General features: G+C 54.0%; 12 protein-coding genes and 1 pseudogene. 7 read left to right on the plus strand and 6 right to left on the minus strand.

Going from position 1 to position 14,299, the window contains the following annotated elements:
* Positions 1 to 17 precede the first annotated feature (17 nt).
* The 3 genes from AAIL67_RS21560 to AAIL67_RS21570 are packed head-to-tail and all read left to right on the plus strand — an operon-like array spanning position 18 to position 3,432.
* Positions 18 to 1,400: an integrating conjugative element protein gene (locus AAIL67_RS21560; RefSeq protein ID WP_003055183.1), complete on the plus strand. Its 1,383-nt coding sequence runs from the start codon at positions 18 to 20 to the stop codon at positions 1,398 to 1,400.
* Entirely contained in the window at positions 1,397 to 1,810 is a 414-nt protein-coding gene (locus tag AAIL67_RS21565) for a hypothetical protein (RefSeq protein WP_003055181.1), read from the plus strand. Before AAIL67_RS21560 ends, AAIL67_RS21565 begins: the two co-directional genes overlap by 4 nt.
* A 5-nt stretch (positions 1,811 to 1,815) precedes the next feature.
* On the plus strand, positions 1,816 to 3,432 hold the full coding sequence (locus AAIL67_RS21570; RefSeq protein WP_003055179.1) for a conjugal transfer protein TraG N-terminal domain-containing protein: 1,617 nt from the start codon (positions 1,816 to 1,818) through the stop codon (positions 3,430 to 3,432).
* A gap of 7 nt (positions 3,433 to 3,439) precedes the next feature.
* On the opposite strand, the gene AAIL67_RS21575 is transcribed toward AAIL67_RS21570, so the two are convergent.
* Together AAIL67_RS21575 and cadR are read right to left on the minus strand one after the other, a co-directional pair.
* The gene (locus tag AAIL67_RS21575; protein WP_224648078.1) at positions 3,440 to 3,709 is read right to left on the minus strand and encodes a hypothetical protein; all 270 of its coding nucleotides are present in this window, start codon (positions 3,707 to 3,709) and stop codon (positions 3,440 to 3,442) included.
* A 253-nt stretch (positions 3,710 to 3,962) separates the two neighbouring features.
* On the minus strand, positions 3,963 to 4,382 hold the full coding sequence (gene cadR, locus AAIL67_RS21580; protein ID WP_003079129.1) for a Cd(II)/Pb(II)-responsive transcriptional regulator: 420 nt from the start codon (positions 4,380 to 4,382) through the stop codon (positions 3,963 to 3,965).
* 186 nt (positions 4,383 to 4,568) lie between these two features.
* Here cadR and AAIL67_RS21585 point away from each other — a divergent pair, with 186 nt between their 5' ends.
* The 4 genes from AAIL67_RS21585 to AAIL67_RS21600 all read left to right on the plus strand — a co-directional run bounded on the left by AAIL67_RS21585 (position 4,569) and on the right by AAIL67_RS21600 (position 11,063).
* Positions 4,569 to 7,496: a heavy metal translocating P-type ATPase gene (locus AAIL67_RS21585; RefSeq protein ID WP_343484875.1), complete on the plus strand. Its 2,928-nt coding sequence runs from the start codon at positions 4,569 to 4,571 to the stop codon at positions 7,494 to 7,496.
* A complete protein-coding gene (gene lspA, locus AAIL67_RS21590; RefSeq protein WP_003062512.1) occupies positions 7,486 to 7,992 on the plus strand; it encodes a signal peptidase II in 507 nt (168 codons plus the stop codon). The genes AAIL67_RS21585 and lspA overlap by 11 nt, the downstream gene beginning before the upstream one ends.
* Before the next feature lie 87 nt (positions 7,993 to 8,079).
* Entirely contained in the window at positions 8,080 to 8,883 is an 804-nt protein-coding gene (locus tag AAIL67_RS21595; RefSeq protein ID WP_003055168.1) for an undecaprenyl-diphosphate phosphatase, read from the plus strand.
* A 230-nt stretch (positions 8,884 to 9,113) separates the two neighbouring features.
* Complete coding sequence (locus AAIL67_RS21600) at positions 9,114 to 11,063, plus strand: cytochrome c/FTR1 family iron permease (protein ID WP_003062510.1); 1,950 nt, start codon at positions 9,114 to 9,116, stop codon at positions 11,061 to 11,063.
* A 349-nt stretch (positions 11,064 to 11,412) separates the two neighbouring features.
* On the opposite strand, the gene AAIL67_RS21605 is transcribed toward AAIL67_RS21600, so the two are convergent.
* The 4 genes and pseudogenes from AAIL67_RS21605 to AAIL67_RS21620 all read right to left on the minus strand — a co-directional run bounded on the left by AAIL67_RS21605 (position 11,413) and on the right by AAIL67_RS21620 (position 14,128).
* On the minus strand, positions 11,413 to 11,478 hold the full coding sequence (locus AAIL67_RS21605; protein WP_224651146.1) for a hypothetical protein: 66 nt from the start codon (positions 11,476 to 11,478) through the stop codon (positions 11,413 to 11,415).
* Positions 11,479 to 11,510: 32 nt separating this feature from the next.
* Positions 11,511 to 11,804, minus strand: a pseudogene (locus AAIL67_RS21610) (transposase); the annotation flags it as partial.
* A gap of 142 nt (positions 11,805 to 11,946) precedes the next feature.
* Positions 11,947 to 13,590, minus strand: coding sequence for a phosphoethanolamine--lipid A transferase (locus AAIL67_RS21615; RefSeq protein ID WP_003062506.1), 1,644 nt, complete (start codon positions 13,588 to 13,590; stop codon positions 11,947 to 11,949).
* 190 nt (positions 13,591 to 13,780) lie between these two features.
* On the minus strand, positions 13,781 to 14,128 hold the full coding sequence (locus tag AAIL67_RS21620) for a DUF4148 domain-containing protein (protein WP_003079124.1): 348 nt from the start codon (positions 14,126 to 14,128) through the stop codon (positions 13,781 to 13,783).
* Between the last annotated feature and the right edge of the window lie 171 nt (positions 14,129 to 14,299).

Raw genomic sequence — 14,299 nt, forward strand, 5'->3', positions numbered from 1 at the left:
CCCACTCCAGTATCACTATGACAATCACACATTCCCCTTCTCTGCGCCTCAAGCGGATCTGCGTGGCCGTGAGCCTGGCCTGCGTGCTGGCTCCCTCGGTCGTGGCACCGGCTGCCGCACAGACGATTACGTCTTCAGGTCTTTATTACCGGATGGGAGGCGGCTCTCCAATCAGCGCTGCGCCCCATCGCAGTGCCTTGTCGATGCAGCTGGGCGCTGGCGTCCGCGCAAACTATTCCTGCGGAAAATTTGACATTGGCCTCTCCTGGTCGGATCTCATGAACAGCATTCAGAACCTGGGTGCAACCATCACTGGAGCCGTCCAGGCGGGCATCTCGGCCTTGCCGCTGTACTTCCTCCAGCGCGCACAGCCTGGCCTTTACCAACTCTTTCAGAACTTCAGCCAAAAGGCGGATCTATTGGTGTCCGCGTCGCTCAAGACCTGCGAAGAGATGGAGTCGATGATTAAGAATGGTCAAGACCCGTATGAGGAGTACATTGCTTTGGCAAAGGGCGATGCCTGGAAGGTAAAGGCCAACGCGGGCGGCAGCGTGGTGAATGCCAAGCTCGATATCAACAAGAACGAGTCTGGCCAGCGTGCGGGGCTGCCATGGGTGTTCGGTACCCGCGCTGGGGGTGCTGGCACGCCACCGATTCAGCCGATCCGTGACCTGGCGGTGGCTGGCTACAACGTCACGATCAACAAGGCTGCCAATTCGCTGGCAACGGCGAACTACGGTAGCTCCTCTCTGGCATCGACACGACTGGTCCAGGCTTTCAAGACACCTGAAGACTTAGCCCGTTGGAGTTCTGAGGTCCTTGGTGATCAGAAAATCTATATGTGCACCCAAGGCTCCGATTGCCCGAGCCCCACCATCACCTCGACGGCGACTGGCCTTGCACCGAAGTTTGAGCGCGAGCTGGACGAGGTACTGCCCACGATGCGCAATATGGGCTTCAGCACTTCAAGCAGCCATGCCGACCTGGCCAAGGTCAGCGCTCCCGGCATGGCCGTGAGCCCACAGCTGATGGACGCCGTGCGCAAGCTGCCGACCGATGTGCGGTCCGTGGCCATTAACCGCCTGGCCCAGGAGGTTGCGGTCTACAAGACCATCGACAAGGCACTGATCGCGCGTAACGCGCTGATCTCCGGTATGAGCCTGCCCGAGGCCACGGGCGCTGCTCCCGTTAGATCCGAGGTGCAGACGAAGATTGACCGCCTGACTCAGTACATCAACGACATGATGTTTGAGTTCCGCATTCGGAAAGAAATGACCGGCGAGACAGCTTTGTCGATTATGGGCAACCAGCAGCAAGCCGGGGCCGCGTCGATGGATGTGCAAGGCGGCACGCGTGCAGATCCTGCGCCGTTGGTCGACGGACGTGTGAGCACAAGATGACCGACACCGAAAAAGTCGTGGAAGCGTCTGAGTCGGTTCCAAAGCGTAAGGGGCGGCTTCGTCGTTGGCTGCCCTGGCTCATCTACGGTGCCTTGATCGTTTTGATTGGCGGCACCTTATTGACCTGGCTGCTCAAGCTGGAGCCCTCACAGGTCGTCTCTGTCTCAGCGTGGTTTCGCAAGGGCGCGCAACTCGGGACGCTTACTCAGACCGCCCTGTGCTGCTGGGTGATTGTCAGTTGGCGTCCGATCGTGGCCTGGGGATTCAGACGCGGCTACGTGGCCAAGCATGAGCTGCGGGCGGTGCTGGCGATGCGCTGGCGCGTTGCCGGCATGCTGACGATGTACCTGGCACTCGTGCCAATAGGCGCGGGCAATATTGCCCGATTCATCATGGGCCTTATCTCCTGATCGATATGCAGCTCGATAGCTATCTTGAACTTTTTACGACGCTCTACGGCTGGGCATTCGCCAACCTTCTCGGCGAAATTTTGACCGGAACCGGCCTGGCCGCCCTGCCCTTCGCGCTCATCGCGTTTAGCGCGTGGCATAGCGCTAAAGAAGAAGGCGCAGGGTTTAACGGCGTGCTGGCTCTCATCGAGTCCATACAGACCAAGCTGATTACAGCATTGCTGGTTATGGCCCTGTGCTTCGCCACCACGCCTCTCACCTCGCTGCACAACATCAATCTCAGCTACAAGCCAGAGCGAGCTGCAGATGGTTCTGAGCCTCAGGTCGTGTCGACACAGGGTGGGACGAACTCGGGCTACGACCGAGCGATGGCCGACGCGGTGAATGGGTCTTTTGCCCGATCTGGAAACCTGTCCTATGTCCCCTTGTGGTGGTACAGCGTCATGGGGCTGTCCTCTGGCATCAATGGCGCTTTTCGGGCGGGCATGACCAGCTCTGAACGCGATCTGCGCGTCGTAGCAGATCTGGCCAGGATGGCCACGATTGAAGATCCGGCTCTGTTGCACGATGTGCAGCGCTTCTACAGCGAGTGCTTTGTGCCTGCGCGCAGCCAGTATTTCTCGATGGACAAGAATCAGATCTCAGCAAACGGCCGAGGCATTCTCGCAGAGGGGAGCATCTATGGCCCCACGGATGTGGACTGGGTGGGCAGCCAGTTTTTCCGAACAGAGCCCGGTTTCTATGACGTGATGCGCTCATATAACCCGGTGCCTGGCTGGAGCATCGACTTCAATCGCGACAGCGAATACATGCAAGGTGGCGGTTCGGATCAGGGCTTTATGAACCCGGACTGGGGGCGCCCAACTTGCAAGCAATGGTGGGAAGCTGACGCTGCTACAGGAGGAGTGCGAGAGCGCCTCACCAGCAACACCTCGACATGGCGGAGTCTCTTGCAAGTCGCCCAAAACACTATCACGTTTAGTTCGACAGATGAGGCCAAGGATGCCATGGCAAAGCTAGCCTTTGAGAAGGCCAACCCGACATTTGTTAGTCCTGACAAGATGCTGGGCGACGACTATGGCAAGGGCACGAACGCGTGGCGTACTGTCACAGGGGGGATTAGTACCATCGGAGTAGGTAAACAGGCATTTGAATCCTCACTCGGCATGGTCCCATTGTTGAATATGCTTCCCATGCTCCAAGCACTTGTACTGATGGCGTTGTATATGTTCCTGCCATTGATCGTAGTGATTAGTTGCTACGATTTGAAAGTGATGGTGGTTGGTGGATTAGCAATATTCACAGTTAAGTTTTGGGCCGTCATGTGGTATGTGGCCCGATGGGTTGACGCCCATTTAATCGATGCGATGTACCCAGGTTTGACCGGATCTGCATTGATGCAAGAGATTACGCAAAGCGTGAGCTCCGGTCAGCCGCAACTATACAAGCGCATGATTCTTAACACTTTATTGGCAATGATGTTCATTGCACTTCCACTCATCTGGAGTTCCATGATGGCGTGGGCGGGCTATCGACTTGGGCTTGAAAACTCCAGCATTAACAAAGCAGACAACCTCTCTAACAAAGCTGGTAAGGGGTCTAGCGTTCGATTAAAACGTTGACAGCTAGTTAAAGGTCTTCTTCTTGTTCGCACCAATACTGAAGTTCACCCATACCAATTTCTCCATTTTGGAATGCAGTATGGGCATCGTAAGCGCAGGAGATCGAGGTGCTTTCCTCATCATCCGTCATGGGCGAAGTGAAGAAGGCCCAAGCAGCATTCCAGAGCGAGCCAAGCACTAGGCCTCCAACGATGAGGAGGACTCGCCAAAACAGGCCGATGAGTGCGATAAAGAACTTGAGCATAAGAAGCCCCAACGATGTGAAATGGATCTTCATGTTTCCCTGGGCGATCGTGCATTCCACACGATCCAAATTGAGTGACTTCCACATCCCTCGAAGGCTGGGCGTGAAGCTTCTATGTATCGAACCGACTGAGGTTCAGATTGTCAAAGTTGCGCGATCAAATCAGAAGTACCAGTGCAAGTATGCGCAATACACTGAAAGTCCATCATCGATGCAGACGCCGCGTGTAAATCAAATCTCTTTCGAGTCAAACTCTTGGGTTCGCTGAGTAGACGGCCGATATTTTTCATAACATCGTTGGCACCGGACTTTGCAACGCCGACGACAGGCCATCAAGTATTCCACACAGCTCGACGACCTGCCCGGAACAGCATTGCGCTCTAAGAGCGATCAACTGTCCCTCGAGAGCCTTCAGCTCCTCAATGCGTTTGACTAACTGCAGGATATGTTTGTCCAGAAGCTCATTGACCTCGCCGCAAGGTTCACGCTGCCTATCTTTCAATTGAAGTAAAGACCGGATATCGTCCAGCCCAATATCCAACGAGCGGCAATTTCGCACAAACGCTAGTCGCTGGACGTGCGATTCGTCATATCGCCTGTAGTTGCCTGCCGTGCGCGCTGCAGGTGGCAGCAATCCCTCCTGCTCGTAGAAACGAATTGTTGGGATCTGCACCCCTGTCGCGCTGGCCAATTCACCGATCTTCACTCTGTATTCCCTGGCACTAGTTGCGGGTTTCCCTTGACTCTCAATCTGCTTTAGGGTTTTTAATGATGCGCTAGATAGGCTCCGAAGTCAAGTGACGGCGTGATGATCAATCAGAGTGCGCTGTCGCATCTGATGCCGTTACTACGTGCAGCGAACCAGCGATCAGGAATTCAAGGACAACTGACTATGAACAATGCAATGACGCAAGCAACTTGCGGCTCAACATGTGGGTGCGCTACAGGAATCACGAAAGCGACAGTTGCGCCGCTCGTGACGGGTTTTTTCATAGGCAATATGGACTGCCCTAGTGAGGAAGCCCAGATCCGCAAGCGGCTAGCGCAAATTGATGGCATCCAAGCTGTAGTTTTTGACTTGCCCGCTCATTACGTGGAAGTAGTGCATGAGCCTGCCGGCCAAAATGCAATCCTGCGTGCACTTCACGACATTGGCATGCAGGCGGTCGTGCAGCCCAGGTCTTCGCAGCTTGTCTATCTCATCCAGCAAATGGATTGCCCCAGCGAAGAACGCCAGTTGCGCGCAACGCTGGAGCCTTTGGAAGGGGTACAGAAGTTGGACTTCGACCTGAAGGCCCACACGTTGACGGTATCCCATACGCTCACCGATACCACTCCGATTGCCCAGGCCATCGTGAATCTGGGTATGCAGCCGGTAGAAAAGACGGCGGGTAGCATGCCAATCGCTGTCGAAGCCCTCCCCCCTCGCATGGTGGCGTCTTCAATCCGGACACCAGTGCCAGGCAACGGTACACGCTTCCTTATTCCGAATATGGATTGCCCCACCGAAGAGGCAACAATCCGTAAGCGCCTGGGTGCAATCAACGGTATTGAGCGACTGGATTTCAACCTGATGGGGCGACGGCTGGATGTGCTGCATCATTTGCCGGACCCTGCGCCGATCCTCAAGGCGCTGAACGATGTCGGCATGAAGGCCAGCATCGAGCGCAGCGGCGACACCGCGCCGCAGGGCCAAGCCATCTACCTCATCGAAAAAATGGACTGTCCAACCGAGGAGGGGCTGTTGCGCAAGGCGCTCGAAGGTATGCCAGGGGTGAAAGCACTGAATTTCAATCTTATGGGTCGTACGCTTACCGTGAGCCACGATCTTGCCGATCTGGCTCCGGTGACGACCGCGATTGAGCGACTCGGCATGGCTCCAGTGCTCCAAAGCACCTCTGACCCAGAGCCATCTGCGCCCCGTGATTTCGGCACCAGCATCTCGCGCGGGCAATGGATTCGGATGGCGGTCTCCGGCGTACTAGCGCTCGGCGCAGAGGCCATGGTCTTTGCGGGGGCATCCGAGGCCTCCTGGCCCATCATTCTTGCGTGCCTCGTGGCCATCAGCTTGGGTGGGGTCGAGACCCTCAAAAAGGGCTGGATTGCGCTGAAGACGCGCTCGCTGAACATGAACCTGTTGATGACGGTCGCCGTCATCGGTGCGGCCCTGATTGGGCAGTGGCCTGAGGCAGCGGTGGTGATCTGGCTCTTCGGTATCGCTGAGATGATTGAGGCCTTGAGCCTGGATCGGGCCCGCAATGCCATCCGCAAGCTGATGGATCTGGCGCCGGAGAACGCATTGGTACGCCAGCCGGACGGGCAATGGCATGAAGTCAAGGCGGATTCCGTGCCACTCGGCAGCATTGTACGGGTGCGTCCGGGCGAACGCATCGCATTGGATGGTGAAGTCGTCGCGGGCCAATCATCGGTAAACCAGGCGCCGATCACCGGTGAGAGCATGCCCGTGGAGAAAACCGCCGGTGCCACGGTATTCGCCGGTACCATCAACGAGCGCGGCACGCTGGAGTTCCGCGTTACCTCTCGAAAGGGTGAAACCACTCTCGACCGTATTGCACGATCGGTGCAGGAAGCGCAGGGGCAACGCGCACCCACGCAGCGCTTCGTGGACAAGTTCGCCAGCATCTATACACCGGCGGTCTTCGCGGTTGCTCTCGCCGTTGCGGTCATTCCTCCGTTCGCTTTCGGGCAGCCCTGGTTCGAATGGGTCTACAAAGCGCTGGTGATGCTGGTCATTGCCTGCCCCTGCGCATTGGTGATCTCCACGCCGGTTACCGTGGTCAGCGGCCTGGCAGCGGCCGCACGCCGGGGCATTCTTGTCAAGGGCGGTCTTTACCTCGAACAAGGGCGACACCTGAAATCGGTGGCTTTGGACAAGACGGGGACCCTGACCCATGGTCGCCCTTCTCTGACCGATGTCGTACCGTTGCGTGGCCAGCCGAGGGAAGAAGTTCTGCGGATTGCTGCGAGCATCGATGCGCTGTCGGAGCATCCTGTGGCCTCTGCCATCGTGGCCAGCTACAACCAACCGCATGCTCAGGTGGGCAAGTTCGAAGCGATCCCTGGACGAGGCGTCAAAGGCAACGTCGATGGAGATGTCTATTACGTCGGCAACCACCGGCTGATCAAAGAGCTGGGACTTTCAACACTCGAGATCGAGACTCAGCTCGATGCGTTGGAGAACGAGGCCAAGACCGTTGTGCTCCTCGCAACTGACCAGCAAGTACTCGCCCTGCTGGCCGTGGCCGACACGGTGCGCGACACCAGCCGGCAAGCAATCGCCGAACTCAAGTCGCTGGGGATCGAGCCAGTCATGTTGACTGGCGATAATTCGAAAACCGCGCAAGCTGTGGCTGCGCAGGTGGGCATCACCGACGCCAAGGGCGAACTACTTCCGCAGGACAAACTGTTGGCAATCGAAGGGCTACTCGCACGCGGGCCAGTTGGTATGGTTGGGGATGGCGTTAACGATGCGCCAGCGTTGGCCAAGTCGAGCATAGGCTTTGCGATGGGCGCTGCTGGTACCGATACAGCGATCGAAACGGCTGACGTCGCCTTGATGCAAGACAACCTCCGCAAGCTTCCTGAGTTCATCCGGCTATCGCAACGCGTTGCAGGCATCTTGACGGCCAATATCGTGTTTGCGCTTGGGACAAAGGCGGTGTTCATGGCCTTGGCTTTTACTGGACATGCAAGTCTGTGGCTGGCGATTCTGGCCGACATGGGGGCTAGCCTGGCCGTCGTTTTCAATGGGATGCGCTTGCTGCGGTCGTCTGAGGAAATCAAGCCCCATGGCCATTAAGAGGACTAATTTGTGGGTATACCTGCTGGCCGTGACTGTGCTTACCGCCGACATAGCGACCAAGGCGGCCATCGTCGCGTGGATTCCTTTGTATGGCTCCCATGAAATCACACCATGGTTCAACATCGGGCATTGGCTGAATCCAGGTGCGGCCTTCAGCTTCTTGGCGCAGGCGGGTGGATGGCAACGCAGCTTTTTAGTTGCTCTTGGCATCGCTGCTTCTGCCTTTCTCACCTGGCTTATTGCCCGCGAGAAGACTGCAACACCTGAGGCTGTGGGCTATGCGGCAATTCTCGGAGGCGCGCTCGGCAATGTTATTGATCGCGTGCGGCACGGGGCCGTGGTGGACTGGCTCGATTTCCATTGGGGTGATTGGCACTGGCCGGCGTTCAATGCAGCCGACATTGGCATCACCCTGGGAGCGGGGTTTCTGCTGATCGCTGCTTTTCGCGGCCATGAACGAAACGGCGCAGATTCCCATACGCCAGCAAGATGATCCATCTTTTCATTGACACATGCGGAGCCGTGAACATCGCTTCGGAGAAACTGATGTCCCACTCGACTCTACCAATGCCGCCTGCAAATGCACGCTGAACTTGTTCTCAAGACGCTAATGATGGGCGTCGTCGAAGGCATCACGGAATTCTTGCCAGTCTCCTCGACAGGGCACTTGATCCTGGCGGGCAATGCGCTCTCATTCCTTGCGAAAGAGAAACGCGACGTCTTTGAAGTGTTCATCCAGTTCGGCGCGATGCTCGCGGTCATCTGGGAATATAGGGCTCGTCTGGCAAACGTTGTTGTCTCAGCGCGTGCCGATCAGGGCGCTCGCCGGTTCTTAGTGAACCTCGCCATTGCATTCATGCCTGCGGCAGTGCTCGGATTGCTGATTGGATCTCATGTGCAGAGGCTGCTATTTAGCCCAGGGCCAGTGGCCGTCGCACTCGTAATCGGTGGTATCGCGATTCTGTGGGCCGAGCGGCGGCCCGTGCATGTAAAGGCCGAGCGTGCCGAAGAGATCAGCCGAATCGACGCATTGAAGATTGGTTTCGTGCAGTGCCTTGCACTTTGGCCGGGTACTTCTCGCTCAGGCGCGACGATTATCGGCGGGCTATGGTTCGGGGCTTCACGCCAGGCGGCGACGGAGTTTTCGTTTTTCCTTGGCATTCCAGTCTTGGGGGCCGCCTCCGGATACAACCTCTTTAAGCACTGGAACGCATTGTCGAGCGACGACATCGGCGTTTTTGTAATGGGTCTCCTTGCCTCTTTCGTATTTGCGCTGCTTGCCATACGCCTTCTGATGCGCTATCTGACCGGACATGGATTTGGAGTTTTCGCGTGGTATCGCATTGCACTGGGAACACTAATCTTGGCAGTGCTCGTCACGTAATCGTTCAGCAACCATGACGAAGATGAATATGTTGCCTCTTATAGGCATTCAGCACAGTTGGCTGTGACTCGATCGATAAATGCAACCTAAGTTATGCGGCGTTTTTGGTTGAGTCATTTTTTGCCTACAACAAGCAAACCTCCTTTTTAGAAACTTATGCCGAACGGCCTTGAGCAACGCCCAGTGGGCCATATCCTGAATAAAATGAGAATCAATAACACTTCCATATCATGAAAATGCTTTCTCTTTACGCCAGAAGATTCCTGGCAATAGCCGCATTGTTTGTGCTCTGGTCTGCTTCTCCCGCCTGGGCTGCCGACCCTGCTGCCAGCGATCAGGCTAAGCAGACCTGGCAGTTGCTGGACTACCTGGCGGTTGACTACGGTGGCGCAGTAAGCAACGGCCAGATTCAAAGTGCGAGTGAATACGAAGAAATGAAGGAATTCGCGGCAACCGCTGTGCTGCAGCTAGCCGCATTGCCGAGCACTGCGGTGCTGCCCGAGTTGCAGCGGCAGGCCAAAGTGCTAGTAGACCTCATTGCCGCAAAGGCGGATGCCAAAGCAGTGGCCGACAGCGCCAATTCGCTGGCAGCGGCGTTGGTCAAAGCCTATCCGTTTCCGCTATCTCCGACTCAGCCACCGGATCTCGCACGCGCTAAGGTGCTGTTTGAAGCCAAGTGCGCGTCATGCCACGGGGCAACTGGTGCTGGCGACGGCCCACTCAGCACCAAGCTAGACCCGCCCCCGATCGCCTTCACCGATCATGATCGTGCCCGTTCGCGAAGTGTGCTCGCGCTGTACCAGGTCATTTCTCAAGGCGTGACCGGCACATCGATGCAGGGCTTCGGCACGCTCGCTGACGAGGATCGTTGGGCGCTGGCCTTCTTCACAGGAACACTGTCGCATGACGATGCCATGCGTGCTCGCGGCGAACAATCCTGGGTTCGAGACACCGCCGCCAAGACTGTCTTTCCCGATCTAGCTGCTGCAGCGACCTTGACCGAAGCCGCTTTATCCGAACTGATAGCACCAGACGCAGCTCGCGACCTCACCGCATATGTTCGTAGCCACCCAGAAGTCACCGCTGTTGCGAGCGGCTCTGGCGGACTAACCCTGGCCCGCTCACTCCTTCAGAAGAGCCTTGCCGCGGCGCGCGCGGGCGACCGGGCCAGCGCAACACGACTGGGCCTGTCGGCTTACTTGGATGGTTTTGAGCCGCTTGAGCCTGCATTGCGCGCACGCAACCAGGCACTTCTCACAGAAGTCGAAAACGCCATGCTGGCCTATCGCGGTGCGCTCGCCGGTGGGCGGTTGGAACAAGCCGATGCCACAGCACAGAAGCTGGACGATCTGTTTGCCCAGGTGGACGCCGAACTCGGCGCTAATAAGGCAGATCCATTAACCACCTTCGTTGCCTCCCTCACGATCCTGCTACGTGAAGGTGTTGAAGCGCTGTTGATCGTCGTGGGAATGCTGGCTTTCCTGAAGAAGGCAGAGCGACGCGATGTGCTGGGCTATGTGCATGGTGGTTGGGTGGCCGCACTGGCTTGCGGTGGTCTGACCTGGGCGGTGGCCACCTACTTCATGAGCATCAGCGGCGCAAGCCGTGAGGTAACCGAGGGGGTTTCATCACTGTTCGCGGCCGTTGTGCTGCTGAGCGTAGGGCTCTGGATGCACCAGAAAAGCGCAGCGGGCAAGTGGCAGGCCTACCTAAAGGACAAACTTTCGGCAGCCATGACGCGGCGTTCAGCGTGGGCATTGTTCGCCTTGTCGTTCATCGCCGTCTACCGCGAGGTGTTTGAGACCGTGTTGTTTTACTCTGCACTGACCAGTGACGGCAACAACAGTGCCTTGCTAGGCGGATTGGTATGCGGAGTGGCCATCCTGGCCGTCATTGCATGGCTTATGCTGCGGAGCAGTGCGCGCATGCCGATTGGTAAGTTCTTCAGCCTCAGTTCGATCCTGGTTGCGGTGCTCGCGGTAGTGCTCGCTGGCAAGGGGGTTGCTGGCCTCCAGGAGGCTGGCTGGTTGAGCGCGAGCCCGATCCATTGGCCGCGCATTGAAGTGCTTGGCATCTATCCGTCAGCGGAAACCGCGATTGCGCAAGCTTTGGTGCTTGCCATTGCCTTAGCGGGCTTTGCCATGAACGCCGTGAAGGCTCGGAACCCCCGAATCGTTTGAGATTAATAGGCCCCCTTGGTAGGGTGCTCCGACTATGCTCCGAGCACCCTGACTCTCAAAGATCTTCAGGCACCGGCAAAAACATGATCCATAGGGGAGTTTCAAACAGCAATAGCCTGAAGCACACACCTGTGCTGCCACTAATGGATGCCTGCTTTAGGCCAATCTTCGGCTGTTGGCAGAAAGTAAACGAAAGCCCACGATGACTTGCGAGTTTGGAGCTCTGCTAGTACGGTCTGCTGCCTAAACGAATGTCTTGAACAAAGAGCCTGCCGTGGACGGCAGGCTCTTTTCTATCAGCGACTTGGTTTCAGCTCCGTCACCATGCCTTGCCATTGATCACCTCTGCTTAGGACTTCACCTTATCTCCAACCTTTAGCATCTTCTTTTCGGATGCCGCGAAGCCCATGGTCATGGTCGGCTTAGCCTGGTTCGGAATATCGCCGTGACGCAAGACGACAAGGTTCCTCGACCCGTGTAACCTAAAACCCTTATCGTGGCAGCAATACAGTGATAGTGGACGAGGTAATGAGCAACCGCTGCCTGTCTTTGCTGCAGCGAATATTTCGGTGCTCTTGGCGCTTGGCTTACTGACAAATCCTGATACTTCAGGAAGTGCTGATACCAGCCTTTCAATGCGTTCTTGATTGGGTATCCCAACTGGCGAATTGTGGCCCTGATACGCAAGCCAAGCTTGAAGTAACGTTCAACTGCACGAATCCTGTCTTCGTATGAGAATATGAACTAAATCCTGGTAGTCCTAGCATTTGTTCGCATCCCCCTTCGGGCTACGCCCCTGTTTGCCACTGATAGCGACAAACCATGCTATGCCTTTATCCAACCAGATAGTCAGAAACCCATTTGCTCAACATCGCTTCAAAAATCAATACTTCCTGCATTTTTTAAAAATATCAAGATCAGGATTGTAGATCTCAGACTTTACATTCATCATTCCCAAAACCGAATGGAAATAATTATCATGACTTATCTTGGCATCAACGTCTAATAGAGCAGCACATCCATTTTCGTCGAATTTCTCGCGCTTAAATGATTCAGAGAACCAAGCGATCCAAGGAATCCGTTTCTGAGCATCGGGTGCCAAACTATAAGGTAGGCCATGGAGGTATATATTATTTTCTCCTAAAGACTCGCCATGATCTGAGACATACATCATTGCAGTTGGTCGATCTGGATATGTTTCCTTAATCCAATCAATTGCATTCGAAATGAAATAATCAGTCTCTCTTATGCTATTGTCATATGCATTAACTACTTGGTCTCGACTGCAGGTTTGCAGAGCTGAAGAGTCACACTCTGGGAAGTAGGCTTTTCTATCTGATGAAGAGCGCTTGTAATAGGCTGGACCATGGCTTCCCATTTGGTGAACTAGAATAACGGTTCCTTTAGCTTTGCCAGGTTTTGGCAAGTCTTCAATTTTCTTTTGGAGATTGTTCAACACTGCTGCATCAAAACAGCCATCATCTCTGCAATTGATATTACCTTCGATAATCTCTTGATTACTAGCAGGTATTCTCGCACATACCCCCTTACACCCTGATTGATTGTCAACCCAAAGGACATCCAATCCTGCCCTTTTTAGAACATCTAATAAATTTTCGTAATTTTCGCTTCGATCAAAAAATTCCTCTCTTGATAAATGAGAAAACATGCACGGCAATGACTCTGCGGTGCTCGTTCCACAAGCCCAGGCATTTTTAAATGACAAAATGTCTTTTCGACTTGATAGCAAAGGTGTGGTATCTCTTAAATAGCCATTCAACCCCAAATGATCTGAACGAGCGGTTTCTCCGACTACAAGAAATACTATAGGGTCTATAGTCCCTTCAATGTATGCTCCTTCTCCTATTTTTACCAAATCTTTAGATTTCCTCTTCTGGGAATCGTCAATTTTCTTGAAAACCGCATATAGTCCGTTGTATGGATTAATCAAATAGCGAATCTCCTTATGGTTCCTCATGGTTGAGGAGAACGCCTGAAAAGAAACAATTAGGCTTACCACTGCTATTGAAATCCCCAGGAGAGCAAGCATCAAACGTTGCAATATCAGTTTGCCAAAAGTAGATTTTGAGAAATTTCTGCGCCATATAAACCACAATGGAGGCAACGACAGCAGCAAGATCACGAAAATCATCTGCAAGTTAATCAGATCCGAGGCTTCATTGAAGTCTGTTTGAAGCACATTAGTTATCATATTGGAATCAATAACAATCCCGTATGCTTGCATGAAATAGGCACCTGAAGCCGCACCGACTACAAAGATGCTGGCAATTGGCCTTAAAAGCCACCCCCATCCCAAAACAGAAATCGAAAAAATATTCACACCAATCAATATAAAAACAAAAGATATTATTAAACTTATATTCGATTCTTCACCTAGTTTAGATATCTTCAGCCAAAGATAATAATTAGAAAAAATAGCAATCCATATACTAACTCCAATGATCATGCGTGTTGATTGCATGCCACTAGAGCGCAGGAATTCACTTATTTTATTTAAAGTCTTCATTTTACGAAAAGAATTTAATCAAGAACTATTCAGCTTCTCAATGAAACTATTTTTGAATTTATATAAACCCACAATCCTAGAGATAAAATCTGATCTGCACGATGACATTCCGATTACATTTTTGTCATTTTTTGAGCGAAAAAAACGTGGATCGTGTTACCACGAATCCACGCCAAGAAAATATTACTGATTACCCAGCTATAGCTTGGTTACGAGCATCTCGCTGCGAAGGGGTTTCTTTAATCAGTTCGTCGATAACTTGCTGACGTGTCTTTTCGGGCTCCGTACCTTTCGCCTCAGCTGGGTAGTTTCCGCTGCGCAGTCGATTGTCCCCGCCCTCTCGTACGGCATTCGCTGCTTCTTCACGAACTTGGTCACGGGTTCGAGAGCTCTTGAAATGCTCGGGGTATACTTTTACACCAGCCTCATTATTTGTGGGGTGCCAGTACGTATCTGCGACTGCGACGCCAGGCATTGCCATAACGGTTGCCATTGCGGCTGCGGCGGTGAGAGATGCAAAAATTTTACGGTGAGCCATTTAATACTCCTTAAGTGAATTGATTTTCTTCTCCATCTAAGAAAGTCGTCTATTCAGAGAAGATGGCTTAAGTGTAGAAAATACCCACCGACAGATTGCCAACAGGAATGTGACAATGTTGTCATATTAAGTATTGTTACAAGAAAAAAGCCATGGCCTTAGAGGCCATGG

The organism is Comamonas sp. A7-5 (assembly GCF_039581385.1).
In the GTDB taxonomy this organism is placed as follows: domain Bacteria; phylum Pseudomonadota; class Gammaproteobacteria; order Burkholderiales; family Burkholderiaceae_C; genus Comamonas; species Comamonas thiooxydans.

Bases quoted from the DNA above. Each gene is read 5' to 3' on its own strand.
- AAIL67_RS21615 (WP_003062506.1), bottom strand. From the start codon at position 13,590: ATGAAGACTTTAAATAAAATAAGTGAATTCCTGCGCTCTAGTGGCATG.
- lspA (WP_003062512.1), top strand. From the start codon at position 7,486: ATGGCCATTAAGAGGACTAATTTGTGGGTATACCTGCTGGCCGTGACT.
- AAIL67_RS21570 (WP_003055179.1), top strand. From the start codon at position 1,816: ATGCAGCTCGATAGCTATCTTGAACTTTTTACGACGCTCTACGGCTGG.
- AAIL67_RS21585 (WP_343484875.1), top strand. From the start codon at position 4,569: ATGAACAATGCAATGACGCAAGCAACTTGCGGCTCAACATGTGGGTGC.
- AAIL67_RS21560 (WP_003055183.1), top strand. From the start codon at position 18: ATGACAATCACACATTCCCCTTCTCTGCGCCTCAAGCGGATCTGCGTG.
- AAIL67_RS21620 (WP_003079124.1), bottom strand. From the start codon at position 14,128: ATGGCTCACCGTAAAATTTTTGCATCTCTCACCGCCGCAGCCGCAATG.
- AAIL67_RS21575 (WP_224648078.1), bottom strand. From the start codon at position 3,709: ATGAAGATCCATTTCACATCGTTGGGGCTTCTTATGCTCAAGTTCTTT.
- AAIL67_RS21595 (WP_003055168.1), top strand. From the start codon at position 8,080: ATGCACGCTGAACTTGTTCTCAAGACGCTAATGATGGGCGTCGTCGAA.
- AAIL67_RS21600 (WP_003062510.1), top strand. From the start codon at position 9,114: ATGAAAATGCTTTCTCTTTACGCCAGAAGATTCCTGGCAATAGCCGCA.
- AAIL67_RS21565 (WP_003055181.1), top strand. From the start codon at position 1,397: ATGACCGACACCGAAAAAGTCGTGGAAGCGTCTGAGTCGGTTCCAAAG.